Source organism: Streptomyces sp. NPDC089424 (genome assembly GCF_044749345.1).
Lineage (GTDB): Bacteria > Actinomycetota > Actinomycetes > Streptomycetales > Streptomycetaceae > Streptomyces.
In genome coordinates this window covers 143,590-168,915 of sequence record NZ_JBIVHU010000009.1, presented here as the reverse complement: position 1 = coordinate 168,915, position 25,326 = coordinate 143,590, and the positions used below count along the sequence as shown (strand labels likewise).

Below are 25,326 nucleotides of genomic sequence, written 5' to 3'. Positions count from 1 at the left end.
TTCTGAGGAGTTGTGGTCCAGGCCGAGCAGGCCCTGCCACTACTGCACTGGGAGGTTGGGGCTCAGCCCTCGACCGTGACGCCCATGGAACGCGCGGTACCGGCGATGATCTTCGCGGCGGCGTCCAGGTCGTTGGCGTTCAGGTCGGGCATCTTGGTGGTGGCGATCTCGCGGACCTGCGCCTCGGTGATCTTGGCGACCTTGGTCTTGTGCGGCTCGCCGGAGCCCTTCTCGATACCCGCGGCCTTCAGGATCATCTTGGCGGCCGGCGGGGTCTTGGTCACGAAGGTGAAGGAGCGGTCCTCGTAGACCGTGATCTCCACCGGGATGACCCAGCCACGCTGCGACTCGGTCGCCGCGTTGTAGGCCTTGCAGAACTCCATGATGTTGACGCCGTGCTGACCCAGCGCGGGGCCGACCGGCGGAGCCGGGTTGGCGGCACCGGCCTGGATCTGGAGCTTGATGAGCCCCGTGACCTTCTTCTTCTTGGGAGGCATAGCTCTCCGGGTCCTTTCGATTCGGGTCTACCGTCCGCCGAGTCGCGTCTCGGCAGAAGGCATACCGCACAACGATAACGGGTATAGATGCGCGGCTAAAAACCGTGCAGGTCAGACAGGCTCCGAGAGCCCACCTGACCTGCGCGGAAGCGATATGTCCAGAGGGTCAGTTCTTCTGGATCTGGTCGAACGAGAGCTCGACCGGCGTCTCCCGGCCGAAGATCTCCACCAGACCCTTGACCTTCTTGGAGTCGGGGTTGATCTCGTTGATCGTGGCCTGCAGCGTGGCGAACGGGCCGTCGGTGACGGTGACCGAGTCGCCGACCTCGAAGTCCAGCACCTGGACCTCGACCTTGCGCTGCGGCGCCGGCTTGCCCTCGGCCTCGGCTGCCTCGCGGGCGGCCTTCTCCTCCGCCTCCGGGGCGAGCATCTTGACGATCTCGTCCAGGGTCAGCGGGTAGGGGTCGTAGGCGTTGCCCACGAAGCCGGTGACACCGGGGGTGTTGCGGACGACGCCCCAGGACTCGTTCGTCAGGTCCATGCGGACCAGGACGTAGCCCGGCAGCTTGTTCTGCTTGATGGTCTTGCGGTCGCCGTTCTTGATCTGGACGACCTCTTCCTGCGGCACCTCGGCCTGGAAGATGTAGTCCTCGACGTTCAGCGAGACGGCGCGCTGCTCGAGGTTGGTCTTCACGCGGTTCTCGTAACCGGCGTAGGTGTGGATCACGTACCACTCGCCGGGCAGGGTCCGCAGTTCCTCACGGAGCTTCTGGATGGGGTCGAGCTCGGGCTCCGGCTCGGCCTCCTCGGCGGCCTGGTCCTCGGGCTCCGCCTCGTCCTCGGGCTCGTCCTCCACGTGCACGGCGGCTTCCTCGGCGGGCTCACCCGCTGCGGCGTCGGCAGCCTCGGCCTGGTCCAGGTCCTCGTCCGCACCCTCGACGATGTCGAGCTCGTCTTCCACGGACTCGACCGGCTCGATGGCGTCGTCGTTCACGTTCGGGTCAGACACGGTGGCTGCTTCTTCCTGGATACAGAGGGGTGGAACACGCGAAAGGGGCGCCGGGTCCCGGCGCCCTTCGCTCTTGGCTCAGCCGAAGACGTACTTGGCGGCGTGGTCGAGCCCATAGTCAATCACGGTGACCAGTCCGATCATGACGACGACGAAGATGATCACGACAGTCGTGTATCGCGTCAGCTGCGTGCGGGTGGGCCAGACGACCTTGCGGAGTTCGGCGACGATCTGCCGATAGAAGAGGGCGAGGCGCTTCAGCGGGCCCTTCTTGGCGCGCTTACCACCCTTGCGGGTCTTCTTCTCCGGTGCCTCATCCTGAGCATCAGGCGTGTCGATGGAGCCCACGGCGTCCGTCATTCGTCCTCACCTGATCCCGGGTCGTGGCCGTGCCGCGCCCGGTTTGAGCCGCACGGCGGTGCAATGCTGTACGTACCTGCGCACACATCCTGGCGGTGTGTGTAGCAGGGCCGGAGGGACTTGAACCCCCAACCGCCGGTTTTGGAGACCGGTGCTCTACCAATTGAGCTACGACCCTTCATGTGTCCCCCAACGTACCGCATCCAACCGGGTGCTCGGTGTGCACCGGTCGACGCGGGCCCGCTGGAGGCCAACGAGGTGTGAGTGTACGTGGTCCTGGGCCGGGCGTCGAACAGAAATGGCCCCGTGCGCCCCGCGCTGTGGGCAGATCACCGCCCCGCGGCGTGCGGACCGGCCGAAGATCGCCGAGGCCACCCGAGGTATCCGTACTGTTGTTCAACGGTTTGCCCCGGGCTGTTCAGTCCGTGAAACCCGTGTGCCGGGCCGGTTTCCGGTCTGAAACGATGGACGCATGAGCGCTGCAACCCCACCCACCGAGCGCCGGGTCTCGGCCCGCATCGGCGCGATCTCCGAGTCCGCCACCCTCGCCGTGGACGCCAAGGCCAAGGCCCTGAAGGCCGCCGGGCGTCCGGTGATCGGATTCGGCGCCGGCGAGCCCGACTTCCCGACCCCCGACTACATCGTCGAGGCCGCGATCGAGGCCTGCAAGAACCCCAAGTTCCACCGCTACACGCCGGCCGGCGGCCTGCCCGAGCTGAAGGCCGCGATCGCCGCGAAGACGCTGCGCGACTCCGGCTACGAGGTCGACGCGTCCCAGGTCCTGGTCACCAACGGCGGCAAGCAGGCCATCTACGAGGCGTTCGCCGCGATCCTCGACCCGGGCGACGAGGTCATCGTCCCCGCCCCGTACTGGACGACGTATCCCGAGTCGATCCGGCTGGCCGGCGGTGTCCCGGTCGAGGTCGTCGCCGACGAGACGACCGGCTACCGGGTGAGCGTGGAGCAGTTGGAGGCCGCCCGCACCGAGCGGACGAAGGTCGTCCTCTTCGTCTCCCCGTCCAACCCGACCGGCGCGGTCTACTCCGAGGCCGAGACCGAGGCCATCGGCCGCTGGGCCGTCGAGCACGGCCTGTGGGTGCTCACCGACGAGATCTACGAGCACCTGGTCTACGGCGACGCCTCGGCCGTGTCGATGCCGGCCGTCATGCCCGAGCTGCGCGACAAGTGCATCGTCGTCAACGGCGTCGCGAAGACGTACGCGATGACCGGCTGGCGGGTGGGCTGGATCATCGGTCCGAAGGACGTGGTGAAGGCCGCGACGAACCTGCAGTCGCACGCCACCTCGAACGTTTCGAACGTCGCCCAGGTGGCCGCGCTGGCCGCCGTCTCCGGCGATCTGACCGCCGTCGAGAAGATGCGCGAGGCCTTCGACCGCCGCCGCCGCACGATCGTGCGCATGCTCAACGAGATCGACGGGGTGTTCTGCCCCGAGCCCGAGGGCGCGTTCTACGCGTACCCGTCGGTGAAGGCCCTGATCGGCAAGGAGATCCGCGGCCGGCGCCCGAAGGACACCGTCGAGCTGGCCGCGCTGATCCTGGAGGAGGCCGAGGTCGCGGTCGTCCCGGGCGAGGCCTTCGGCACGCCGGGCTACCTGCGGCTGTCGTACGCCCTGGGGGACGAGGACCTCGTCGAGGGCGTGAGCCGCATCCAGAAGCTGCTCGCGGAGGCGCGCGACTGACGTTCCGCGACGTCGTCCTGGCGCACCGGCGCGTGACGGGCCGTTTCCCTCAGGGGAGACGGCCCGTTCCTTCGTGTTTTCGTGCGAGCAAGACCACTAACGGGGAAAGCGCTGGAGGGACGAGCGAACCGTACGGCAGGATCCTGGAATGGAACGTGTACGTGATGTCTCCGACCTCCCGAAAGCCCATCTGCATCTGCACTTCACCGGCTCCATGCGGCCGGGCACGCTGCTGGAGCTCGCCGACAAGTACGGCGTCCGGCTGCCCGAGGCGCTGACCGACGCCCTGCTCGGCGGGGAGCCGCCGAGACTGCGTGCGACGGACGAGCGGGGCTGGTTCCGCTTCCAGCGCCTGTACGACGCCGCGCGCTCGTGCCTGAGGCAGCCCGAGGACATCCAGCGGCTGGTGCGGGAGGCCGCCGAGGAGGACGTGAGAGACGGCTCGGGCTGGCTGGAGATCCAGGTCGACCCGACGTCGTACGCCCCCCGCCTGGGCGGTCTCATCCCGGCGCTGGAGATCATCCTGGACGCGGTGGAGGCGGCCGCGCGGGAGACCGGGATCGGGATGCGGGTGCTGGTCGCCGCGAACCGGATGAAGCACCCGTTGGACGCGCGCACGCTGGCCCGTCTCGCCGTCCGGTACGCCGACCGGGGCGTGGTCGGCTTCGGGCTCTCCAACGACGAGCGGCGCGGCATGGCCCGCGACTTCGACCGCGCCTTCGCCATCGCCCGCGAGGGCGGCCTCCTGTCGGCCCCGCACGGGGGCGAGCTGACCGGTCCCGCCTCGGTCCGCGACTGCCTGGACGACCTGCACGCCGACCGGGTGGGCCACGGGGTGCGCGCGGCGGAGGACCCGCGGCTGCTGAAGCGCCTGGCCGACCGCGGCATCACCTGCGAGGTCTGCCCGGCGTCGAACGTGGCCCTCGGCGTCTACGAGAAGCCCGAGGACGTCCCGCTGCGCGCGCTCTTCGAGTCCGGTGTCCCGCTGGCGCTGGGCGCCGACGACCCGCTCCTGTTCGGCTCGCGGCTGGCGGCCCAGTACGAGATCGCCCGTGACCACCACGCCTTCACCGACGCGGAACTCGCCGAGCTGGCCCGTCAGTCGGTCCGTGCCTCGGCGGCGCCGGACGAGACGAAGAAGCGGCTGCTGGCGGGCGTCGACACCTGGCTGACCTCGGACGGGCCCGCCGCGGTCAGAGGCTGACGCCCACCGTCACGGGCTCGTTGACCAGTGTGATCCCGAAGGCCTCACGTACCCCGGCGACGACCTCGCGGGCCAGTGCCAGCAGGTCCTCCGTGGTCGCCTCGCCGCGGTTGGTGAGGGCCAGGGTGTGCTTGGTGGAGATCCGGGCCGGACCGGTGCCGTACCCCTTCGTGAAGCCCGCCTTGTCGATCAGCCAGGCGGCGGAGGTCTTGGTGTGCCCGTCGCCGGCCGGGTACGCCGGCGGCTCCACGCCCTCGCCGAGGCGCTCCCGCACGCGCGCGTGGAACGCGGCGAACTGGGCGTCGTCGAGGATCGGGTTGGTGAAGAAGGAGCCGGCGGACCAGGTGTCGTGGTCCTCGGGGTCGAGCACCATGCCCTTGCCGGCGCGCAGCTTCAGCACGGTGTCGCGGGCGTCGCCGAGCGGGACCCGGTCGCCCGGCTCGACGCCCAGCGCGCGGGCCGTCTCGGCGTACCGGAGGGGTCCCGAGAGCCCGCCCGCGTCCTCCAGCCCGAAGCGGACGCGCAGGACGACGTACCGCTCGGGGTCGGCCTTGAAGCGGCTGTGTCGGTAGGAGAAGGCGCACTCGGCGTTCGTCAGCGTGACCGTCTCACCGGCCGTGCGGTCGTAGGCGATCACCTCGGTGATGGTGGAGGAGACCTCCTGGCCGTACGCCCCCACGTTCTGGATCGGGGTCGCGCCGGCCGACCCGGGGATCCCGGCCAGGCACTCGACACCGGCGAGCCCGGCCTCCACGGTGCGGGCGACGGCGTCCGTCCACACCTCACCGGCCGCCAGCTCCAGTCGGGTGCCCGTGGCCTCGAAGCCGCGGGTGGCGATGCGCAGGGCGGTCCCGTCGAAGCCCTTGTCCCCGATGACCAGGTTCGACCCGCCGCCGACGATCAGCAGCGGTGTCCCGGTGGCGTCGGCCTCCCGCACGACCTCGACGACCTCGGCGTCGGTCGTCGCGGTCACCAGCCGGGTCGCGGGACCGCCCAGCCGGAAGGTGGTCAGGGGGGCGAGCGGAGCGTCGTGGAGTACCTGCACGCGCCCAAGACTACGAGACGGCACCGACAGCAAGGACAGGCGCGCGTCGCCCGCGTCACCGGTGAGGGGCGCACGCGCGCGTGCGGCCCCGCCACTCGGGACGGGGCCGTACGCGCGCGTGCGGTTCGGTCGGCGGCGCGGTGCCGCGCCTCGGGAGACTGCGGGGCGGGGGCTAGTGGGCCGCGCCCTCCAGGACCCGGGGCGCCTCGTCCGGCGCAGAGTTCGCGGGGGCGCCGGTGCGGCGCCCCGGGATGACCAGGGCGGCGGCGCCCGCGAGGCCCACCACCCCGGCACCGACCATGACCGCCGGCCGCAGCCCGTCGACGAACGTCTGCGCGCTCTCGTAGCCGCCCTGCGCCGCGAAGATCGAGGACATGACCGCGATGCCGAGCGCGCCGCCCACCTCGCGCAGGGCGTTGTTGGCGCCGGAGGCGATGCCCTGCTCGCCGGGCTTCACGCTGGACATGACCAGGCTGGAGGCCGGGGCGAAGAAGAGCCCCATGCCGATGCCACTGAGGATCAGACCGGGCAGCTGGGCGGCGTAGGAGGCGTCGACGCTGGTCACGGAGGCGAGGTAGCCGAGCCCTGCGGCCTGCAGGAAGAGCCCGGTGGCCACGACCGGCCGGCCACCGACGCGGTCGGAGAGGATCCCGGCGATCGGGGCGACCAGCATCGGCATCCCGGTCCACGGCAGCATCCGCAGCCCCGCCTCGGTCGGCGAGTACCCGAGCACGCCCTGCATGTACTGGCTGAGCAGGAAGATCGAACCGAACATGCCGAGGAACATCAGCATGCTCGCCGCGTTGATGCCGGCGAACGCCCTGGAGCGGAACAACCGCATCGGCAGCATGGGATCGCGCCCGCGCATGCCGTGCAGCACGAACCCGGCGAGCAGCGCCGCGCCGGCGAACAGCCCGGTCAGCACCACCGGGCCGGTCCACCCGTCGACCGGTCCGCGGACCAGTCCGTACACGATCCCGAAGAGCCCACCGCTGGCCAGCAGCGTGCCGCGCACGTCGAGGGGTGCTCCGGTGCCGTGCGACTCGGTGAGCCGCAGCCGGGCGAGGGGCAGCAGCGCGAGCCCCAGCGGCACGTTCAGCCAGAAGATCCACTGCCAGGAGATGTGCTCGGTGAGAGTGCCCCCGACGAGCGGCCCGGAGGCCACGGCAAGCCCGTTGACGGCACCCCAGATCCCGTACGCCATCCCCCGCTTCTCCGCCGGCACTGCCGCCGTCAGCAGGGTGAGCGTCAGGGGCATCATGACGGCCGCTCCGACGCCCTGGACCGCTCGCGCGGCGATGAGGGAGTCGATGCCGGGCGCCGTCGCCGCGGCGGCCGAGGCCACCGTGAACAGCGCGAGCCCGCCGATGAACAGCCGGCGCCGCCCGAAGCGGTCGCCGAGCGCCGCCCCGAACATCAGCAGCACTGCGAAGGTGAGCGTGTAGGCGCTCACGGTCCATTCGAGGTCGTGCAGCGCCCCACCGAGGTCCTCCCGGATGGAGGGCAGTGCGGTGGTGACGACGAGGTTGTCGAGTGACGCCATGAACCCGGCGACGCTGGTGATCACCAGCGCCCAGACGGCACGTGCTCTCTGCTGTGACATCGCTCCCCCAGAGCTGCTGTCCTGCTTCGGTTAGTAATTGATGACTAACTTTCCGGGCCGCACGAGTCCCGGTCACGCGAGCCGGACGCCCTCGAAGCGCCGCCCCCGCAGTCGGCTACCGCGTCCCGCCGAGCCCTCCCTGCACCCGGGCGGAGACATAGAGCCCCTCCCACACCCGATGACCGGGCGGGAACCCCATCGCCGCCAGGGTGTTGACGAGCATTCCGTACGCCATGAACGTCGTGGTCTCGCTCACGTCACCGCCCAGGGGCAGGTGCACGGTGTCCCAGAGTTCCATCCAGCCCCTGCGGACCATCTCGCCGAACTCGTGGTCCCCCGACGCCTCGGCGGCGGCCACCGCGAGATGGATCTGCAACTGCATCTGCAGCCGCTCCGGCTGCTCGACGATCAGACGCGTGTACGCCTCGGCCATGGCGTGCAGGGCCTCCTCGCCCTTCAGCCGGCCGGCGGCCTCCTCGAAGAACCGGCGCATGTCCTCCAGACAGCGTTCGGCGGCCGCGAGGAACATGGCCTTCTTGCCGGGAAAGAGCCGGAAGAGATACGGCTGCGAGACACCCACACGCCGGGCGATCGCCTCGGTGGAGGTGCCGTGGTAGCCGTTCTGCGCGAACTCCGCGATCGCCGCACGGACGACGCTCTCACGCCTCTCCTCTGCGCTCATCCTGACCATGCGAGAAAGTTAGTGCTCAATCACTAACTTGGTCAAGAGGCCAGGGCCCGGATCGCGCGGGCAAGGGGCGCCCGCCTCCTGGCGAACGCCCCTTGCCCACACGCGAGTTCAGGCCAGCCGTACGACCGCCCGGGACATGCCGAGCACCTTCTGGCCGGCGCTGGTCGCCGTGAGGTCCACGCGGACCGTGCCGTCGTCGAGCTTGGCGGCCACCTTGCCGCTGACCTCGATCACGGCCCCCTGGTCGTCGTTCGGGACGACGACGGGCTTGGTGAAGCGGACGCCGTACTCGACGACCGCGCCCGGATCCCCGGTCCAGTCGGTGACCACGCGGATCGCCTCGGCCATGGTGAACATGCCGTGCGCGATGACGTCCGGCAGACCCACCTCCTTGGCGAACTTCTCGTTCCAGTGGATCGGGTTGAAGTCGCCGGAGGCGCCCGCGTACCGCACGAGCGTGGCGCGCGTCACGGGGAAGGTCCGCGCGGGCAGTTCGGTGCCGACCTCGACGTCGGCGTACGCGATCTGGGCGGTCATCTGCTCACGCCTCCTCGGCCGCGCGGGCCACCAGCTTGGTCCAGGCGGTCACGACGTGCTCCCCGGCCTCGTCGTGCACCTCGCCCCGGATGTCCAGGATGTCGTTGCCGGCCATGGACTTGACGGCCTCGATGGTGGAGGTGACCGACAGCCGGTCACCGGCGCGTACCGGGCGGCTGTAGGCGAACTTCTGGTCGCCGTGCACCACCCGGCTGTAGTCCAGGCCGAGCTTCGGGTCGGCTACGACCTCCCCCGCCGCCTTGAACGTGATCGCGAACACGAACGTGGGCGGGGCGATCACGTCGGGGTGGCCGAGGGCCTTGGCGGCGTCCGGGTCGGTGTAGGCCGGGTTGGCGTCCCCCACCGCCTCCGCGAACTCACGGATCTTCTCCCGTCCCACTTCATAGGGGTCGGTGGGCGGGTAGGTCCGCCCCACGAAGGACTGGTCGAGCGCCATGGCTCGGCACCTCCTGGTTTCTGCTCTGGTCGACCGGTGAGACGACGGCCCCTCAAGGGGCTCCGCCGGGCGAGCACCGCGCCGGGTCAACCGTATAGAAGGCCTCCGCGGCCGATTGTGCTCGGTGCCACGCCGGCCGGAAGGGTGACCGAAAAAGCGACGAGGCCGCCCCCCTGCACAGCGGGGACGGCCTCGTTCTCTGAGTCCTATGAGATGGACTGGCCTGCTTCAGCGCGTTTCGCGGTGCGCGGTGTGCGCGTTGCAACGCGGGCAGTGCTTCTTCATCTCCAGGCGATCCGGGTTGTTACGCCGGTTCTTCTTGGTGATGTAGTTCCGCTCCTTGCACTCCACGCAGGCCAGCGTGATCTTCGGGCGGACGTCGGTGGCAGCCACGTGAGTGCTCCTTGACGAACGGGTAGGTTAATTCAACGCAAGAAAGAGTAGCCGATCGAAGGACCGACCCCGCAATCGGCTACTGTCAGTAGCGGTGACCGGACTTGAACCGGTGACACAGCGATTATGAGCCGCTTGCTCTACCGACTGAGCTACACCGCTGCGATGCGATCGGACCCCGCCTGACGACGGGAACCTCACACACCAGAGCCCCAAAACGGAATCGAACCGTTGACCTTCTCCTTACCATGGAGACGCTCTGCCGACTGAGCTATTGGGGCGAGCGATGAAGACATTACACGCTCGGCCGCCGTTCACCCAAATCCGTTTCACCGCCCTAGTCGGGCCCCCGTCGCACGCCTCTCGGCGGCCCCGGAAGCCCCCGCGGCACCGCCGCCGACGGGCGGACCACACCGGTACGACTATTGCGCTCCTCCGCGCCACGGGCCGCACCCCGCCCTAGGCTCGACTCACTCTGCGTGATCATGCCTCGTGGCACGTCGGCACGCCGTGAGCGCCGTCCGGACCCCGAGCCCTGATCCCAGGCCCTGCCCCCACCGAGGCCCTGCCCCGGGCCCCGGTCCGAGCCCCGAGCCCGAGCCATGGAGCGCGATGCCCGACAGCCAGCCGCAGCCGCCCCCTTCGTCGTCGTTCCCGTCCGGCTCGGGACAGGGCGACGGGAACTCCCTGCTGCTGTGCGGCGCGCGACTGACCGACGGCCGCACGGTGGACGTCCGGCTGGGCGGCGGACGCATCGAGGCGGTCGGTACGGCCGGCAGCCTGGGCGGAGCCCGCGGCGGCGGCACCGGCGGAGGAGGCGGGAGCGGCAGCCGGGTGGACCTCAGCGGTTACCTCCTCCTGCCGGCCCCGGTCGAGGCCCATGCCCACGCCGACACGGCCCTGTCCGCCGACGGCGAAGGCCCGGTCTCCTACGACCCCCAGGACGTCCAGCGCCGGGCCACCGAGGCGACCCTGCTGCAACTCGGGCACGGGGCGACCGCGCTGCGGGCACAGGTGCGCGTGGGCGACGTTCCGGGGCTCGGCGCGCTGACCGCCGTACTGCGGGCGCGGCGGTCGCTGCGCGGGCTGGCCGAGCTGACCACGGTGGCGATGCCGCGCCTGCTCACCGGGGTGGCCGGGGCGGACGGTCTGGCCATACTGCGGGACGCGGTGAAGATGGGCGCCTCCGTGGTGGGCGGCTGCCCCGATCTCGACCCGGACCCGACGGGCTACGTGGAGGCCGTCCTGGAGGTCGCCTCCGAGCAGGGCTGCCCCGTCGACCTGCACACCGACGCCACCGACCCGGCCCGCCTCGCCCGTCTCGCCGCGATGGCCGGCGGCCTGCGCCCCGGCGTGACGATCGGCCCGTGCGGCGGCCTGGGCGACCTGCCCACCGACGTGGCGTCCCGCACCGCCGACCAGCTGGCGGCGGCGGGGGTGACCGTGGTGTGCCTGCCGCAGGGCGGCTGCGCGGGCTCCGACCGGCGCGGGACGGCTCCGGTACGGCTGCTGCGGTCCGCCGGCGTGCGGCTCGCCGCCGGCAGCGGGGCCCTTCGGGACACCTCGAACCCGGTGGGCCGCGGCGACCCCCTGGAGGCCGCCTACCTCCTGGCCTCCCACCACGGTCTGCGCCCCGAGGACGCCTACGACGCGGTCAGCACCTCGGCCCGCGCCGCCCTGGGTCTTCCCGAGGTGCGGGTGGAGGCGGGGTTCCCGGCCGAACTGCTCGCCGTCCGCGGCGACCGCCTCTCCGGTGCCCTGTCACTCGCGTACAGCCGGATCGTCGTCCACCGGGGACGCGTGGTGGCGCGGACGAGCGCGGTGCGCGAGTACTGCAACTCGGCCGTGTCCGCGGAGCTGGGGCTGCCCCGGCAGGGGCGGGGAGAGGTGTCGTAGGCGCCGTCCGGGACACACCCGTGGCACACGGCGAATGCCGCCGTTCGGGCGTACGGTCGGAAGCATGCGCATTGTCATCGCTGGAGGTCATGGACAGATCGCGCTGCGGCTGGAGCGTCTGCTCGCCGCGCGCGGTGACGAGGCCGCGGGCATCATCCGCCGCGCGGAACAGGGCGACGATCTGCGGGAGGCGGGCGCCGAACCGGTGCTGCTGGACCTGGAGTCGGCCTCGGTCGAAGAGGTCGCGGCCCATCTGCAGGGTGCCGACGCGGCGGTGTTCGCGGCGGGTGCCGGTCCCGGCAGCGGAGTGGCACGCAAGGACACGGTGGACAAGGCCGCGGCGGTGCTGTTCGCGGACGCGGCGGTACGGGCCCGCGTACGGCGGTTTGTGATCGTCTCCTCGATGGGCGCCGACCCGGACCACCCGGGGGACGAGGTCTTCGACGTCTATCTGCGGGCCAAGGGCGAGGCCGACGCGCACGTCAGCCGCCAGCAGGCACTGGACTGGACGATCCTGCGTCCCGGCCAACTGACGAACGACGCCGGCACCGGCCTCGTACGCCTGGAGGCGCACACCGGTCGCGGCCCGATCCCGCGCGACGACGTGGCCGCCGCGCTGGTGGAACTGCTCGAGACCCCGGCCACGGCGGGCCTGACCCTGGAGCTGATCAGCGGCTCGACTCCGGTGTCGGTGGCCGTGAAGTCCGTCGCCGGGAACTGAGTTCGAACGGGCGCGCCCTCGCACGAGCGCACGGGCAAACGGGCCACACGCGCGTCAGAAAAGCGGCAGTTGTCCGGGGAACTCCGGCACCACATGCCCGTCCAAGGACGGCTGCACCGCGCCCAGTTCGGCCTGGCGGCGCGAACCGGGGCACGAGACGAGCAGCCCGCTCTCCCGGGCACCGGGCGGGTCGTGCCGGGCGAACCGCCCCGCCACGACGGCGATCTCGCGACGGCACTCGGGGCAGGTCCTGCGGCGGGAGGAGCGGAAGCTCATGGAGCCAGTGTGCCCCGAGCGCCTCGGAGATGGGTGCCGTCGGCCTGCGGCGAGAGGGACGGGGCCCGCGTCGCGGTCAGTGGGCCGGGTTCCGGTGCCGGCGCCGGCGTCTCCACTGCCAGACGGCCGCGACACCGCACGACGCCGTCAGCAGGGTGACGGCGAGGACGGGCCAGCGACTGTCCGCGACCCGCAGGTCGGCGAGGACGATCACCGCGACCAGGACCACGGGGACCAGGAGCGACAGGAGCGCCTTTGCCATGGCTGCCGCCATCCCGGGAGCGCCCCTCGTCCGGCGGCGCCGGGCGGCCGGCTCGCCGAAGTAGAGGGCGAGGGCCCGGTCCAGGAGGCCATCGGTGGCCCGGCTGTAGGACCGGCCCAGGTAGGGCATCCAGACGAACGGGGCGACCAGGCCGACCAGGAACACGGCCACCAGCAGGACGTACCCTCCGGCCGCGGCCAGCCGTCGCCGCACCCGCCCCGCCTTCACCCGGGCCTGTTCCTTCGGCGCGATCAGTCCGAGGACCCGCGCCATCCGCAGGGTCAGCTCGAACAGGGTCGCCGTGCGCCCCCGGTGCGGCCCGGCTTCCACGGCCCGCAGCGGCTTCTTCCCGGCTTTGCCCTGCTCGGCGAGTGCCGCCTCCGCGAGGGCGGCCCGCGCACGGTCGACGTCGGGGTACACCCCTTGCAGAACGAGGAGTTCGGCGCTGCGGACGGGTGCGGTGGGGTCCTGTCCCGCCAGCGCCGTCAGTTCCAGGCAGATGCGCGCCTGGCTGAGCAGTGCCGCGCAGAATGCGAACGGCGCCATGATCATCAAGGGGCCGCCGATGAGGGCTCCCTCGGAGACGACCCGGCGCTTGCCCCGGGTGAGCAGCACGTCCTGCAGTTCGGCCAGGCCGGCACCGGGGTGCGCCGCGCGCGTCATGGTCACCGCGCGCGCGGCGGCCGGGCCCATCTGGCGGACGGCGTAGGAGGCGAGGGTCTCGGGCAGCCGCTGCGGGTCCGCGACCGCCGCCTTCAGCACGGATCGCGTGAGCGCGGCGTCCTGGAGTCCGTCCGCGTCCTCCTCGGGGGTCGGGAGAGGCGACGCGGGAGGCCATGGAGACGACATAACCCGTATCTAGCACAACTGACACAAACCGCGCGCCGGAGCCGTTGTCCTGCGATAGCGGACGAGCCCGCCCGCCCGGATACTGAAGGCCCGCGACCCGTCCCAAGGAGATCCTCATGGTGGACCACGCGGCCATGGAGCGTTGCTGGACGGCCCACACGGACGGCGAGTTCGTGAACCTGGACCTGCAAGCCACCATGAGCACGATGACCGACCACCCGACCGTGCTGCATGTGCCCACCGCGATGGGCGCCAGCGGGCGACGCGAGGTGTCCGACTTCTACGCCCGCTGGTTCATCGGCCACAACCCCGCCGACTTCGCTCTGCGGTCCGTCTCCCGCACGGTGGGGGACGACAGGGTCGTCGACGAGCTGATCGTCTCGTTCACCCACGACATCGAGGTCCCCTGGATCCTCCCCGGCGTGGCCCCGACCGGCCGGGCCGTACGGATCCCCCTCGTGGCGATCGTGGCCTTCCGTGACGGCGCCATCGACAGCGAGCACGTCTACTGGGACCAGGCGGCCGTGCTCGCCCAGACCGGCCTGATCGATCCCGCCCTCACCGCGCGGCTGCCGCTCCTGGAGGACCAGGTCGCCGCCCTGGACACCGGCACCGGGTTCAACACGCTGGCCCTGCGTTCCGATTGAGCCCGCCCGCCGGCGGAATCCGCCCATGGAATCGGCCCACCAACGAGAAACCCCCTCCGACCTGCCATCAAGGCTGGTCGGAGGGGGTTTTCCCCAGAGTGGCGGCGCCAGGATTCGAACCTGGGAAGGCTGAGCCGGCAGATTTACAGACCGCGCACCATGTGATGCCTGACCACGACCTTCACCCTCTCCCGCCGTACCTGCCCCACCCTGACCCCACAGGGCGCAATCAGTGCCCCACGGACAGAGATTCAGGGGGTGGCGTCAGGTCCACGAACCCGTGCTCAGCGGGCCCGGTGAGTCGCTGCGCCAGCCAGCCGGAGACACGTGGCCCTCCATTCACTGCGCCGCCTTCCCGGACGGTGCGAACGTACTCGAACCCCTGCCGTAGGTAGTACTGCTGAAGTTCCGTGTTTGTGGTCCAAGCATCCAGCCGCAACCACTTGGTACCAGCCCCGTACGCCCGCTCCCCCGCCCAGTCCAGTAGTCGTCCGCCTACGTTCTGCCCGGCGTGCGTACGCGCCACGGTCAGCTTGTTGACGAACATCGACGGCTCTTGCAGCTCGCGTTCCGTCCAAAGCCCCTCCTCTGCATCAGGGGTGAGGGTGATGGTTGCGACAGTGGCGGCGTCATCCATGACCATGAAGACCGTGCCCTCTTCGATGGTGGCGAGCAGCCGATCAGCGGGATAAGGGCGCTGCCATTGATCGCTCCCAAGTCGCGTGAGCCAAGCTGCTGCCTCCTCCCGGAAAGCCAGCAGCTTCGACACGTCGGACGGCTGAGCAGGGGTGATTCTCACTGAGGCTCGTTCTCGCTTCGGGCGGACAGGTCACCGATCTCGTAATTCATTCGGTTCAGGTCGCCACGGAAGGTAGTGATCGTGCATCGGATGGGGCGGTCTGCCGAGTAGCCCGTGCGAGTCCAGAGCATCACCGGAACTCCGGCACCGATCTCCAACAGGCGCGCCTCGTCTGGCGTCGGCATTCTCGCTGCGATCTCGTCGAAGTACCCGATCTGCTCGATCCCCTGTGCAGCGAGGTAACTGGTCGTCCCCTCCGCGATGTCTCCTGGCGTGGCCAGTCGCGGCGACTTCTCGACCAGCCATTCCGGATAGTAGGTCGCCTGCGTGGACCAAGGAACGTCGTCCACATAGCGATGGCAGAACCGCAATACCGCCGTCGTACCTGGCTCTACGCGCAGATGTTCAGCAACCGTCTCCGGGGTTGGCAGCATCTCGACTCGGAATGTCTGATGGGGCCGACGGCCGGCGTTCGTCACGTCAGTGACGTACGAGTCGCCGTTCTGCGGGAAGGTCAGATTCTCGAACCTGGACGCGTTGAGCTCGAACACCTCATGGGACTTGACCTCGTATCCAAGCCCCTGGCTGGACGTGATGAGGCCCTCGCTGACCAGCAGGCTCAACCCGTTTCGGATCGTGTTACGAGACGCATCGAAGCGCTGCTGTAGCTCACTCTCGGAGGGCAGCCGCGATCCAGGCTGATGAGTGCCGTTGTCGATCTCGCGGCGCAGGACATCCGCCACCTGCCGGTACTTCGGGAGCTTGCTCATGCCCTCATCATGACGCACTCGCGCAACTTGTTGGTACATGCGGGCCCCAATCTCTTGACGACTCACCTTCCGCGGGTGCAGCATCACTACATCAGCTTGTACCAACAAGCTGAGCAGGTGGTGCAACACCATTAAGTGTGCCCGCCTGCACTGACAGCGCCCGGCGAGTCCCGCGAAGGCGGGAGCCCTTCTGAGCAGGGGTTACCGCACTCGCCGAAAGCGGCTGTTCCTTGAGAACTCAACAGCGTGCTGAGGGAAGCCCGTCCCCCTTCGCAAGCAAGAGGCGGGCGCGCACGGGTTCCGTCCTGTGCGCGGTACAGCGCAATCCGACCTTCGCCGCATCCGTGCGGCGGCCGGTTGCCTCCGCTGCTCGTCTCGTACGAGCAGCGCTGAGGGGAGCCGGATGTTCCGACTTCAACGGCGAGCGGCCCCCGGGGTGCCACCCGGGAGCCGCGTTAGGGCCGTTCCTCGCTGGAAGGAACCACGACCCATGAACCCCATCGTCACTGTTCAGGAAGCTGTTACCGCGTTCGAGCCGTGGATGGAACCCACGGATGCGGAGCTGGACGCGATCGAGCGGGAGATGCCCGTCATCCTCGCGGACGTTGACCTGCTGGACGCACAGATCGTCACTCTCGACCGCACGCCGACCGAGCTGGACGAGCGGCGTATCCGCCGGGCCCGGCGCCGGGCGCTCGCCGCCCGCGTCGCGCTGGTCAACCGCGCGGCCGGCACGCGCCTCTCCGGGGGTGCTGCCTGATGGCACGCCGCCGGTTCAAGGACATGCAGACCCCGGAACAGCAGTGGGCGGCGCAGCAGGCGCCGCGCCTGCGTTCCCTCGCTTACGCCGCTGAGCAGGAGTCGGAGCGGCAGCAGATGACGGCTGACGTGTACGGCCGTCAGGGGCGCGACTACAGCGACCCGGCCAAGGCGCGGCGGGCGCAGCGTGAGGCTGACCGTCTGTCGGCGCGCGGTAAGGCCCTGCGGGACACCGCCGACCGGGCTGAGGCGGCGCCGAAGAAGCGGCGGGGGTGGTTCTCATGAACCTCCACCGCAAAGGGCGTGCCGCACTGGTGCTCGCTCTGGTCGTCGTGGTCGCGATGGCGTTCCGGGTCTCCTGGAACGCGCTGCGCGACATCGCGGGCGCCATTGGCGCGGACGACACGGCCGCGATGCTGTACCCGTTCGTGGTCGACGGCCTGATGGCCCTGGCTTTGATTGCGACGCTCGTGCTCGCCGGGCGGGACCGCACGTTCGCGCTGCGGGTGCTGGCTGGCTACACGATCGCCTCACTCGTGCTGAACTACGTGCACGGCCTGGTCCCGGAGTTGCACGGCCGCTCGGTCGACTGGGGTCGACTGGCCGACTGGGACCCGGCGAACTGGGCGCTCGTGCTGCTCGCGACGTCGCTTCCGGTCGGGTCGATCTACTTCGGCTCGGACCTTGTGGCGAAGGTGCTGCACCACCGCCCCACTCCGGTCACCGCGCCGACCGCGAATGCGGAGGAATCGACCGAGACCGTAAGGAATCGGTCTAGTTCTGACCTCGCGGTATCGACCCTGGCGCCGATCGCCCCGAACGCGCCGGTGCTGCCCCGACCGGTGGCCGTGGGCTTCCTGAAGTCGACTGTCCCGGCCAAGCCCGTCCAGGCGATCGAGCAATCATCCGCGGCGCCGATCGAGTCGCGCGCGGTGGCTGCCGAGTCGACCCGCCCGCGCCGCGCGACGGGCCGTGTGCCCGAGGTGGCCCGCACCCCGCGCCCGAAGCGCACCCCCGATGAACTGCTCGACGAGGCGCGAAAGGCGACGGCCGATTGGCCGGACGCCAAGCTGACCGCTGAGGGCATCCGCCGTGAGGTTCGTACCTCCCCGGCGAACGCCCGGATTCTGCGCGACACCCTGCGCGGCGAGCGCGGCCTTCAGGCCGTGTGATGGCTGCCCTGCCTGTCTACCGGTGGCGCCTCGCCCCGGACGGCTACGCCACCCGCCGCCAACTGCGCGCCGCCGGACTCCGGCCCGGCGGTCAGGGGGTGGCCGCGCAGCTCGAACGGCCGCGCCGACGGCGGGGCCCGCTCATCGCCTACCTGTACCGCGTCGACCTGGCCCAACCGGTCCGGCCGATGACCCCGGCCCGGCGGGCGGCACTGGCGAAGGCCAACGCCGCCCGCCGCGTCTGCCCGTCCTGCCGGCGTGATGCCGGATACGTCATCCCTGCCTCGCTCGGCACCTGCGTGCCCTGCGCCTACCCCGACCCGCACGGGTCCGAAGGGAGCCCCTGACGTGGGCAACTCCGACATCCGCCGCCTGGACCGCGAGATCCAGGCGACCACGAAGAAGCTCGAAGCGGTCCGCCGGGGCGAGTGGTGGCCGCTGAACGGCAGCGAGCGGCGGGCCATGGCCCGCGCCCTGGCGAGCGGCTCCTACCGCGCCGCGAAGGGCCGCAGCACCGGCCGCGCCGAACAGCAGATGGACACCCTGGGGTCGGCCGCAGAGATGCGGCTGAACGCAGAGCTGACCGCGCTGCACGCCGAACGGCAGAGGCTCATCACCGAGACCGCCCGCGCCAAAGCGGCCAAGAAGTCATCGGGGTGGTGGTGAGCATGGACCGTCGTTGCCCGTCCGCGCACCCGGAAGACCCCACGCCGTGTGTCGGCCCGGCCGTGGTGACCGTGCTGGACGCGGTCAATGCTGGCGCGGACGGCTGCGAGCACCACGCTGCCCGCCTGCTGGCCTCCCTGGAGGGGGGCCGTGTCTATGCCCTGCCCCACGCCCCTGCGGGCGCGGCCATCCGCGTCTTCACCGCCGCCGACACCACCCGCCCGTTCTGCTGGGTCGACAGCCCCCGCATCCGGCCGTCGCAGCTCAGCGCGTCCGAGAACCGGGCCCGTCAGGGCCGCTGACCTGCCCCGGGGCGGTCGTCCCTGCCACGGACCCGACCGCCCCGGCACCCCCGTTCTTCTTTCGACTCCCGCCCGATCCGGGCAGTCAGGAGCACTCCCAGCATGTCCGAGAACGTCGTTCACCTCCACAAGCCCACCGACCCGCCCGCCGGCACCGCGAACGTGACCACGCTGACCGTGGTCCCCGACCAGGCACCGCCCGCACCCGTGCCGCTGTGGGTGCGCTCCGGACGCGCCATCAAGAACGGCGTCACGCACGAGCACACCAAGGCGACCATGCGCGGCATCGCCCGGCACAGCCTCTACACCTTCAACGGCGGGCGGATCGTGGCCCGCCGCACGTGGGACGGCCGTACCGGGTCCCGCTACGAGCGGATGATCCGGGCGGCGGAAGCCGCGGGGAACTTCGAGTTGGCGCAGGAGTGGGAGGAGCGGTTGCAGCGCTTCCGTGCCGCCCGCCACCACCGCCGCATGGACCTCCTGCACTCGCCCGTCGATGCTGCCAAGGGCGTCGCCGTCGGGGCCGGGATGGGCGTCGGTGTCCTGGTCGCCCTCGGGGTCGTGATGGCCATCAACACCGGTCACGTCGGCGACGTCATCACCCCGCTGTCGGCGACCATCGACTTCATTGCCCTGCTGATCCGGATCGTGCAGGTGGTGTGGGGTCCGCTCCTCACGATCGGCCCGTTCCTTGCCCTGCTGGCGCTGTGGTCGGTCGGCCGCAAGCAGCAGGCCGCCCCCGCGTGGGCGCTGTCCGCCGACGTCCGCAGCAGCGAGGGCGAGCCGATCACCCCGTCCATCGTGGTCAAGGCCCTGCGCGACCTCGGTATCTCCCCGCTCAAGACCGCCATCAAGGAGATGGGCGACGCCGGCGCCTCCATGCTCGGCCCGATCCGGATCGCCGGATGCGGTGTCGAAGTGGACGTGACGCTTCCCTCCGGCGTGGCCACGGACGAGGTGCAGAAGCGGCGCAGGAAGCTCGCCGAAAACCTGACCCGGCACGAACACGAGGTGTTCATCACGATCGCCGAGGCGGCGCGGACGGTGCGGCTGTGGATCGCCGACTCCGGGGCTCTGGACGAGCCGATCGGCCCGTCTCCGCTGGTCACGGACGGGACGATGACCGCGAACTACAAGACCGGCAAGGCCCCGTGGGGGCAGGACCTGCGCGGGGACGCGGCGGAGCTGAGCGTGTATCAGCGCCATCTGCTGGTCACGGGTCTGTCCAACCAGGGCAAGACGGCCGCGCTGCGCTCCCTGGCCTTGTGGCTGGCGCTGGACCGCACGGTGCAGTTCTGGATCGCCGACCTCAAGGGCATCGGGGACTGGGCCATGTTCGACGGCATCGCACAGATCCTGATCGAGGGACCCTCCGACGACCACGTGATCCAGGCGACCGAGATGGTTGAGGACGCAGTCGAGGAGATGAACCGGCGAATCGAGGAACGCCGCCAGGACCCGACCGTGGTGTTCGAGCCGCTGATCGTGGTGGTGGACGAAGCACAGTTGGCGTTCATGTGCCCCGTCGTCGGCGAGGACAAGCGCCCCTACGGCGGCGCCAAGGCCACCTCCCGCTACTTCATGGCCGTGCGCAAGATTCACAACCAGGGCCGTGCCGTGGACGTGCTGATGTGGCAGGGCACGCAGGACCCCACCGACCAGAACCTACCCAAGCTGGTCCGCGAGGGCGCCCACACCCGCGCCTCCCTCGTGGTCGGCACCGAATCCCAGTCCCGGATGGCGCTGGGGGACAAGGCCGTCAACGGCGGCGCCGCCCCTCACCTGCTCCGGCAGGGCCTGGACAAGGGCACCCTCGTGGTCGCCTCCGACGGAATCACGATCCCCGCCGGTCAGGCGTCCATCACCGTGCGCACCCACTTCATCGACGACGAACCGGCCGCAGAGATCGCCGCCCGGGCCCAAGCCCTGCGCGACGGTGTCGCCACCCTGCGCGTGGTCGACCACACCGAGGAGCGCGACGCACTCGCCGACGTGGCCGCCGTCATCGGCGACACCGCCCGGCTGCGCACCGATGAGGTGCTCAAGCGGCTGCACGCGCTGGACACGGCCGTCTACCGCGAGTGGAACAACGGCCGGTTGAAGCGGCTGCTGGAGGAGCACGGCGAGGAGCCGAAGAAGTCCCACGGGGTCATGGTCGTGCGCCGCGACGACGTGGCCCGCGCCCTCGCCAACCGCGACGCCGACGGTTCCGCTTCCGCCGTCGAGTAGCGGGGAGGAACGAGCCTCCGGCCCGGGGAGGCGGGGAGAACTCCCCAAACCCCTCCCCGGGCCCGCCTCCCCGCGCTGATCAGCACAAACATCGTTTCGGGGAGGCGGGGAGGCTGCCTGCTCAGACCCCCGAAACACCCCTCCACACGACACCCCGAAGGGGGTGCCGTTGCCTCCCCCACCCAGCACCGGAAGGGATTCCGCATGTACCCCGAACCTGCCCGCCACGCGCCCTACGAGCGGGCCGTAGAGGTCCACCACCCGACCCCGCTACCGCCCGCCGTGCCGGTGTCGGCGCCCGTCGTTCCGGTCCAGCCGGGCACGGTGCCGGCGGTGGCGAGCATCGTCCTGCCCGACGGCCGCGTCGTCACGGGCTACGCCCTCAGCCCCATGCAGCCGGAACCGGTCGCCGCGAAACCGGCCGTCTCCCGCGCGGCGGTGAACGTCGCCCTCGGGGGCGTCGGGTTCCTCGCCGCGTGCGGCGGCCTGCTCCTGCTGACCACGTTCATCACCGCACTCACCGCGCTCATCACACAGCTCATCACGCTCGCGGCCGTGATCTTCGGCGGATGGATCGCCGTGCAGGTCTTCAGCGCGAGCAGCCACAAGGGCGGCACCACCGTCAATATCCGCAAGGCCGTGATCAAGCGCAACCACTTCCACGGCTGAACACCCGCGACGGAGACCCGTGTTCGACATCCGCATCATCTGCGACCCCGCCGACGAACCCGAGATCGTGCACGCCCTGACCACCGCGTTCGAGTGCGACCCCATCGAGCGCCGGCCCGCCCGTGACGGATACCGCGTCAGCCTCTACACCAAGGCGTTCCACCCCAACCCCACCGCCCTGCTCAACGAGTCCCCCGACCTCTAGCTGCGCCAAGGGCGGCCCCCTCGTCTCGCCAAAGTCGCGGGGCCGCCCTTGCCAGCCAGTCACCCATCAAGGAACTGGAGACATCCAGCATGACCCATGACCCCCGCCCCGCGCTGCTGCGTGCAGCGCTGGACGCCGCGGAACGCGGCTGGCACGTCTTCCCGTTACGCCCCCACGGCAAGCCCCCCGCCCTGCACGGCGAGCGCTCGTGTACCCGTACCGGTGAGTGCGCCGACGGGCACCGGAAGTGGGAGCAGCGCGCCACGACCGACCCCGACCGTATCCGTGCCGCGTGGTCGCGGGCGCCGTTCAACGTCGGCATCGCCACCGGCCCCTCGGGGCTGCTGGTGGTCGACCTGGACACGCCAGAGCACAAAGGCAGTTCGGACGCGCCTGACGGCGCGGCAACCTTCCGGGCGCTCTGCGAGCGCGCCGGGCACGCCGTCCCCGACACCTACCGCGTGCGGACCACCAGCGGCGGAACGCACCTGTACTTCACCGCCCCGGACGGTGTCCGGCTGGCCAACACGGCGGGCACGGTCGCCGCTTCGGTCGACACCCGCGCGTGGGGCGGTTACGTCGTCGCCGCCGGCAGCATCCTGCCCGCCGGGCAGTACGACGCTCTGTGCGCCCCTGAGACGGCCGCACTGCCGTCGTGGCTCCAAAGCATCCTGCAACCCGCCCCTAAGGCTTCTGAGGCGCCCTCGGTGGCCGTAGCGGGGCAATCCCGCCGATATGCGGAGGTAGCACTCGCTGCTGAGACGCGGAACGTCGCCACCGCCCAACACGGGGCACGCGAAGCCGCGTTGTTCCGGGCCGCGCGCGCCCTGGGACGGTTCGTCGCGTGGGGCGACCTCCCCCGGCACATGGTCGAGCAGGCTCTTCAGGAGGCAGGCGAGACGGCCGGACTCACCGTCTCCGAGTGCCGCTCCACCCTGCGCAGCGCCCTCAACTGGTCCATCGCACACAACAGCCGCAGGCGAGATGCGGCATGAGCGCCCCCTCCCGCCCCCGCCTGAAGAGCATCCCCACCACCCCGGACGGCCCGCAGGCCGCTCCACAGGCTGCGGACGCTGCGGCCGTAGGCGAGCCGAAAGGCGTCGCCCGCAAGGGCGTCCGAACAAGCCCTGACCCGCACACGACCGCTGCCGGCGACCCCACGCCGGACCGGCCCGGCATCCGTATCTACGCCCCACCGGCCTACCGCCACCACAGAGACGGCGCCCGCTGGTCCAAGCGCTACGGCGACACCCCCACCGCCGCCTACGCCTGTCCCTGCGGCCAGACCGGCACCGCCACCGGTCCCAACTCCGTGGCCGCGCTGGTCACCGAGTACGAGGCGCACAGGCACTTCTGCACCGGAGCGCCCGGCGCGCTCACCGAAGGGAGGACCGCCGCATGACCGCCATCGACGGCGCCGCGCTGCTCAACGAGGTGGAAGCCTTCCACCGACGGTTCAACGTCTTCCCCCACGAAGCCGCCTACGTCGCCGTGGCACTGTGGGACGCACACGCCCACCTGCTCGAATGCTTCGACTCCACCCCGCGTCTCGCGTTCCTGTCCCCCGAACCGGGGTCGGGGAAGTCGCGGGCGCTGGAGATCGTGGAAACGCTCGTGCCGCATCCGATGGTGGCGGTCAACGCGTCCGCCGCGGCGCTCTTCCGGGCCGTGTCCGGTGTCGACGGGCGGCCCACGATCCTGTTCGACGAGATCGACACCATCTTCGGCCCCAAGGCCGGGGACAACGAGGATCTGCGCGGCTTCCTGAACGCCGGGCATCGCCGCACCGGCGTCACCTACCGGTGCATCGGTGACGGCGGCAACCAGACCGTGCAGGCGTTTCCCTCGTACTGCGCGGTCGCGGTCGCCGGTCTCGGCTCACTGCCGGACACGATCCTGACCCGCTCCATCGTCATCCGCATGCGCCGGCGGGCCCGCAACGAACGGGTGGAACCCTTCCGTGCTCGCATCCACGAAGCAGAAGGGCACAAGCTCCGTGACCGGCTCGCCAAATGGGCGGAGCAGGCACGCGGGTTCGTGCTTGGGGCATGGCCGGAGATGCCCGACGGGGTCACCGACCGGCCCGCCGACGTGTGGGAGCCGCTCCTGGCCATCGCGGACGCCGTCGGCGGACAGTGGCCTGAGCGAGCCCGCGAAGCCTGCGTGACGCTCGTCAAGGCCGCGCAGACCACCGACAAACACAGCTTGGGGATTCGGCTGTTGACCGACCTGCGCGACCACGTCCTGATCGGCGTGGACAAGCTGCCCACCATCGCGATCCTCGACCGGCTCAACGCCCTCGACGACGCCCCGTGGGCCGACCTCGACGGCAAGCCGCTCGACAACCGGCGCCTGGCCCGCATGCTCAGCGAGTACATGACCGCCGACAACGGCCCCATCCGGTCCCGCAACATTCGCACCGCGGGCGGAGTCCTCAAAGGCTTCCACGCCGAGGATCTGGCGGACGCGTGGGCGCGCTACTGCCCGCCCCCTCCCGGCCTCCGACCACGGAGCCCCGACCATGGTCACGAAGGGGAAACAGCCCGACGGTCTGCACCGTGCCCGGCATCCATGGCCCCGATCATGGGCCGCGCATGTGTTGAGGAGCATTGATGAAGTCGACAAGAGTGGAGTCCGGGATCAAGGTGACTGGATTCGGTGGCCTGGTCTCCCCTGCCGTCTACCGGTCTCCCGCTGGACGGGTGGAGTTGGTGTCCGCTGCTGCCGGGCAGGTCATGCGGTGGAACGTCGAGTCAGGGGCATTGCTGACCGAGTTCGAGCTCACTGAGGAGGCCTCTGCGGACTACTGGGAACCCGTACCGCTGACGCTCCCCGACGGCCGTATGCGTATGGGGGTGGCTGGGGATGAGTACGGCTTCTGTCTGTGGGACGGGGAAAGCGGACGTCTTCTGGGCGATGCGGTGGGCGACGACCGCATCTACGAGGTTGCCGCAGGCGTTCAGAGCGACGGTCGGCCCGTGTTCGTCGGTGCGGGCGTGCATGGTCTGCACCTGTGGGATGCGGTCACCGGGCAGCCCCTGACACGGCCGCTGGATCATGTGGAACCGGTGGCGGTCACTGTGGCGACGTTGACCGATGGACGTTCGTTGATCGTGACGGGTGATTCCCAAGGGGTGCAGCGCTGGCAGGGCGACTTGTGCGAGGTGCCGGGCGGTGCGGAGATCGACGCCCCGTACATCCGCACACTGGCCACTGCATACATGCAGGACGGGCGAGCTTTGATCGTTGCCGTCGCCGAGGACGATGAGGTTGTCCGTCGGTGGGATGCCGAGACGGGCGAAGAAATCGGCGTGCCTATTCCTACGCAAGGCGACTACATGAGGATCGCTGTGGCCGCGGTGTCGGGCCGGATGAGATTGTTCACTGCGGACAGGGATGCGGTACGCCAGTGGGACCTGCTGTCGGGTGAACCGCTTGGCCGGACCTTTGCTGGGTCCTACGTGTCTGCGGTGTCACTGCCCGACGGAAGTGCCTTCCTGGCCGCCGGTACCAACAACGGGGAACTTTTTGCCCATCACGTGATCTGAACGTGCTGTCTGGTGGCATCCCGCCCGCCATTGGCCCGTTCTCGTCCTTCGTCCCGTGGCC

General features: G+C 70.4%; 31 protein-coding genes and 3 tRNA genes. 18 read left to right on the top strand and 16 right to left on the bottom strand.

Annotated elements, in window-relative coordinates; all coding sequences use genetic code 11:
- Nucleotides 1-62: 62 nt before the first annotated feature.
- The 4 genes from rplK to ACIP2X_RS31775 all read right to left on the bottom strand — a co-directional run bounded on the left by rplK (nucleotide 63) and on the right by ACIP2X_RS31775 (nucleotide 2,044).
- On the bottom strand, nucleotides 63-497 hold the full coding sequence (rplK, locus tag ACIP2X_RS31790; RefSeq protein ID WP_033528316.1) for a 50S ribosomal protein L11: 435 nt from the start codon (nucleotides 495-497) through the stop codon (nucleotides 63-65).
- Nucleotides 498-663: 166 nt separating this feature from the next.
- Entirely contained in the window at nucleotides 664-1,506 is an 843-nt protein-coding gene (nusG, locus tag ACIP2X_RS31785; protein WP_401679709.1) for a transcription termination/antitermination protein NusG, read from the bottom strand.
- A gap of 78 nt (nucleotides 1,507-1,584) precedes the next feature.
- Nucleotides 1,585-1,866 (bottom strand): preprotein translocase subunit SecE, encoded by a 282-nt coding sequence (gene secE / locus ACIP2X_RS31780; RefSeq protein ID WP_401679706.1) that lies wholly within the window; start codon nucleotides 1,864-1,866, stop codon nucleotides 1,585-1,587.
- 105 nt (nucleotides 1,867-1,971) lie between these two features.
- Nucleotides 1,972-2,044 (bottom strand) — tRNA-Trp (locus ACIP2X_RS31775).
- Nucleotides 2,045-2,338: 294 nt separating this feature from the next.
- On the opposite strand from ACIP2X_RS31775, the gene ACIP2X_RS31770 reads away from it, so the two are divergent.
- Both ACIP2X_RS31770 and ACIP2X_RS31765 read left to right on the top strand, forming a co-directional pair.
- Nucleotides 2,339-3,565, top strand: coding sequence for a pyridoxal phosphate-dependent aminotransferase (locus tag ACIP2X_RS31770; protein ID WP_401679703.1), 1,227 nt, complete (start codon nucleotides 2,339-2,341; stop codon nucleotides 3,563-3,565).
- A gap of 148 nt (nucleotides 3,566-3,713) precedes the next feature.
- The gene (locus tag ACIP2X_RS31765; RefSeq protein WP_401679701.1) at nucleotides 3,714-4,769 is read left to right on the top strand and encodes an adenosine deaminase; all 1,056 of its coding nucleotides are present in this window, start codon (nucleotides 3,714-3,716) and stop codon (nucleotides 4,767-4,769) included.
- Here the strand turns inward: ACIP2X_RS31765 and ACIP2X_RS31760 are convergent.
- The 8 genes from ACIP2X_RS31760 to ACIP2X_RS31725 all read right to left on the bottom strand — a co-directional run bounded on the left by ACIP2X_RS31760 (nucleotide 4,759) and on the right by ACIP2X_RS31725 (nucleotide 9,776).
- The gene (locus ACIP2X_RS31760; RefSeq protein WP_401679698.1) at nucleotides 4,759-5,814 is read right to left on the bottom strand and encodes a UDP-N-acetylmuramate dehydrogenase; all 1,056 of its coding nucleotides are present in this window, start codon (nucleotides 5,812-5,814) and stop codon (nucleotides 4,759-4,761) included. The genes ACIP2X_RS31765 and ACIP2X_RS31760 overlap by 11 nt on opposite strands.
- Before the next feature lie 172 nt (nucleotides 5,815-5,986).
- Nucleotides 5,987-7,417 (bottom strand): MFS transporter, encoded by a 1,431-nt coding sequence (locus tag ACIP2X_RS31755; RefSeq protein WP_401679695.1) that lies wholly within the window; start codon nucleotides 7,415-7,417, stop codon nucleotides 5,987-5,989.
- A gap of 115 nt (nucleotides 7,418-7,532) precedes the next feature.
- Nucleotides 7,533-8,108, bottom strand: a complete 576-nt coding sequence (locus ACIP2X_RS31750) for a TetR/AcrR family transcriptional regulator (protein WP_401679692.1) — start codon at nucleotides 8,106-8,108, stop codon at nucleotides 7,533-7,535.
- 108 nt (nucleotides 8,109-8,216) lie between these two features.
- Nucleotides 8,217-8,645 (bottom strand): MaoC family dehydratase, encoded by a 429-nt coding sequence (locus ACIP2X_RS31745; RefSeq protein WP_401679689.1) that lies wholly within the window; start codon nucleotides 8,643-8,645, stop codon nucleotides 8,217-8,219.
- A 4-nt stretch (nucleotides 8,646-8,649) separates the two neighbouring features.
- Nucleotides 8,650-9,102, bottom strand: coding sequence for a MaoC family dehydratase N-terminal domain-containing protein (locus ACIP2X_RS31740; protein WP_401679687.1), 453 nt, complete (start codon nucleotides 9,100-9,102; stop codon nucleotides 8,650-8,652).
- Between the two features lie 228 nt (nucleotides 9,103-9,330).
- Nucleotides 9,331-9,495 (bottom strand): 50S ribosomal protein L33, encoded by a 165-nt coding sequence (gene rpmG / locus ACIP2X_RS31735; protein WP_003948671.1) that lies wholly within the window; start codon nucleotides 9,493-9,495, stop codon nucleotides 9,331-9,333.
- Nucleotides 9,496-9,584: 89 nt separating this feature from the next.
- Nucleotides 9,585-9,657 (bottom strand) — tRNA-Met (locus tag ACIP2X_RS31730).
- A gap of 46 nt (nucleotides 9,658-9,703) precedes the next feature.
- A tRNA-Thr gene (locus ACIP2X_RS31725) sits at nucleotides 9,704-9,776 on the bottom strand.
- A 331-nt stretch (nucleotides 9,777-10,107) separates the two neighbouring features.
- Between ACIP2X_RS31725 and ACIP2X_RS31720 the strand changes: the two genes are divergently transcribed.
- Together ACIP2X_RS31720 and ACIP2X_RS31715 are read left to right on the top strand one after the other, a co-directional pair.
- A complete protein-coding gene (locus tag ACIP2X_RS31720) occupies nucleotides 10,108-11,391 on the top strand; it encodes an amidohydrolase family protein (RefSeq protein WP_401679684.1) in 1,284 nt (427 codons plus the stop codon).
- Between the two features lie 64 nt (nucleotides 11,392-11,455).
- The gene (locus ACIP2X_RS31715; RefSeq protein ID WP_401679681.1) at nucleotides 11,456-12,112 is read left to right on the top strand and encodes an NAD(P)H-binding protein; all 657 of its coding nucleotides are present in this window, start codon (nucleotides 11,456-11,458) and stop codon (nucleotides 12,110-12,112) included.
- Nucleotides 12,113-12,166: 54 nt separating this feature from the next.
- Here the strand turns inward: ACIP2X_RS31715 and ACIP2X_RS31710 are convergent, their stop codons facing one another.
- Both ACIP2X_RS31710 and ACIP2X_RS31705 read right to left on the bottom strand, forming a co-directional pair.
- Entirely contained in the window at nucleotides 12,167-12,388 is a 222-nt protein-coding gene (locus ACIP2X_RS31710) for a hypothetical protein (RefSeq protein ID WP_401679679.1), read from the bottom strand.
- 76 nt (nucleotides 12,389-12,464) lie between these two features.
- The gene (locus ACIP2X_RS31705; RefSeq protein WP_401679676.1) at nucleotides 12,465-13,499 is read right to left on the bottom strand and encodes a hypothetical protein; all 1,035 of its coding nucleotides are present in this window, start codon (nucleotides 13,497-13,499) and stop codon (nucleotides 12,465-12,467) included.
- A 116-nt stretch (nucleotides 13,500-13,615) separates the two neighbouring features.
- On the opposite strand from ACIP2X_RS31705, the gene ACIP2X_RS31700 reads away from it, so the two are divergent.
- Nucleotides 13,616-14,146 carry a nuclear transport factor 2 family protein gene (locus ACIP2X_RS31700; RefSeq protein WP_401679673.1) on the top strand — a complete coding sequence of 177 codons (531 nt, stop codon included), beginning with the start codon at nucleotides 13,616-13,618 and terminating at the stop codon, nucleotides 14,144-14,146.
- Nucleotides 14,147-14,375: 229 nt separating this feature from the next.
- On the opposite strand, the gene ACIP2X_RS31695 is transcribed toward ACIP2X_RS31700, so the two are convergent.
- A complete protein-coding gene (locus ACIP2X_RS31695) occupies nucleotides 14,376-14,945 on the bottom strand; it encodes a GNAT family N-acetyltransferase (RefSeq protein ID WP_401679670.1) in 570 nt (189 codons plus the stop codon).
- Entirely contained in the window at nucleotides 14,942-15,715 is a 774-nt protein-coding gene (locus ACIP2X_RS31690) for a GntR family transcriptional regulator (protein WP_401679667.1), read from the bottom strand. Before ACIP2X_RS31690 ends, ACIP2X_RS31695 begins: the two co-directional genes overlap by 4 nt.
- Nucleotides 15,716-16,205: 490 nt before the next feature.
- Here ACIP2X_RS31690 and ACIP2X_RS31685 point away from each other — a divergent pair, with 490 nt between their 5' ends.
- The 13 genes from ACIP2X_RS31685 (at nucleotide 16,206) to ACIP2X_RS31625 (ending at nucleotide 25,265) form a co-directional block, all read left to right on the top strand.
- Entirely contained in the window at nucleotides 16,206-16,475 is a 270-nt protein-coding gene (locus tag ACIP2X_RS31685; protein ID WP_401679665.1) for a DUF6284 family protein, read from the top strand.
- Nucleotides 16,475-16,759 carry a hypothetical protein gene (locus ACIP2X_RS31680; RefSeq protein ID WP_401679662.1) on the top strand — a complete coding sequence of 95 codons (285 nt, stop codon included), beginning with the start codon at nucleotides 16,475-16,477 and terminating at the stop codon, nucleotides 16,757-16,759. Before ACIP2X_RS31685 ends, ACIP2X_RS31680 begins: the two co-directional genes overlap by 1 nt.
- Entirely contained in the window at nucleotides 16,756-17,646 is an 891-nt protein-coding gene (locus ACIP2X_RS31675) for a DUF2637 domain-containing protein (protein WP_401679659.1), read from the top strand. The genes ACIP2X_RS31680 and ACIP2X_RS31675 overlap by 4 nt, the downstream gene beginning before the upstream one ends.
- A complete protein-coding gene (locus ACIP2X_RS31670; RefSeq protein WP_401679656.1) occupies nucleotides 17,646-17,993 on the top strand; it encodes an RRQRL motif-containing zinc-binding protein in 348 nt (115 codons plus the stop codon). Before ACIP2X_RS31675 ends, ACIP2X_RS31670 begins: the two co-directional genes overlap by 1 nt.
- A 1-nt stretch (nucleotide 17,994) precedes the next feature.
- Nucleotides 17,995-18,312 (top strand): hypothetical protein, encoded by a 318-nt coding sequence (locus tag ACIP2X_RS31665; RefSeq protein ID WP_401679653.1) that lies wholly within the window; start codon nucleotides 17,995-17,997, stop codon nucleotides 18,310-18,312.
- 2 nt (nucleotides 18,313-18,314) lie between these two features.
- Nucleotides 18,315-18,614: a hypothetical protein gene (locus ACIP2X_RS31660; protein ID WP_401679650.1), complete on the top strand. Its 300-nt coding sequence runs from the start codon at nucleotides 18,315-18,317 to the stop codon at nucleotides 18,612-18,614.
- A gap of 102 nt (nucleotides 18,615-18,716) precedes the next feature.
- Nucleotides 18,717-20,843 carry an FtsK/SpoIIIE domain-containing protein gene (locus tag ACIP2X_RS31655; RefSeq protein WP_401679647.1) on the top strand — a complete coding sequence of 709 codons (2,127 nt, stop codon included), beginning with the start codon at nucleotides 18,717-18,719 and terminating at the stop codon, nucleotides 20,841-20,843.
- A gap of 204 nt (nucleotides 20,844-21,047) precedes the next feature.
- Complete coding sequence (locus ACIP2X_RS31650) at nucleotides 21,048-21,512, top strand: hypothetical protein (protein ID WP_401679644.1); 465 nt, start codon at nucleotides 21,048-21,050, stop codon at nucleotides 21,510-21,512.
- A 19-nt stretch (nucleotides 21,513-21,531) separates the two neighbouring features.
- Nucleotides 21,532-21,717 carry a hypothetical protein gene (locus ACIP2X_RS31645; protein WP_401679641.1) on the top strand — a complete coding sequence of 62 codons (186 nt, stop codon included), beginning with the start codon at nucleotides 21,532-21,534 and terminating at the stop codon, nucleotides 21,715-21,717.
- An 89-nt stretch (nucleotides 21,718-21,806) separates the two neighbouring features.
- Nucleotides 21,807-22,712 carry a bifunctional DNA primase/polymerase gene (locus ACIP2X_RS31640; protein ID WP_401679639.1) on the top strand — a complete coding sequence of 302 codons (906 nt, stop codon included), beginning with the start codon at nucleotides 21,807-21,809 and terminating at the stop codon, nucleotides 22,710-22,712.
- Complete coding sequence (locus ACIP2X_RS31635; RefSeq protein WP_401679636.1) at nucleotides 22,709-23,119, top strand: hypothetical protein; 411 nt, start codon at nucleotides 22,709-22,711, stop codon at nucleotides 23,117-23,119. The genes ACIP2X_RS31640 and ACIP2X_RS31635 overlap by 4 nt, the downstream gene beginning before the upstream one ends.
- Nucleotides 23,116-24,330: a DUF3631 domain-containing protein gene (locus ACIP2X_RS31630; protein WP_401679633.1), complete on the top strand. Its 1,215-nt coding sequence runs from the start codon at nucleotides 23,116-23,118 to the stop codon at nucleotides 24,328-24,330. Before ACIP2X_RS31635 ends, ACIP2X_RS31630 begins: the two co-directional genes overlap by 4 nt.
- Nucleotides 24,330-25,265, top strand: coding sequence for a WD40 repeat domain-containing protein (locus ACIP2X_RS31625; protein ID WP_401679630.1), 936 nt, complete (start codon nucleotides 24,330-24,332; stop codon nucleotides 25,263-25,265). The genes ACIP2X_RS31630 and ACIP2X_RS31625 overlap by 1 nt, the downstream gene beginning before the upstream one ends.
- Nucleotides 25,266-25,326 lie beyond the last annotated feature (61 nt).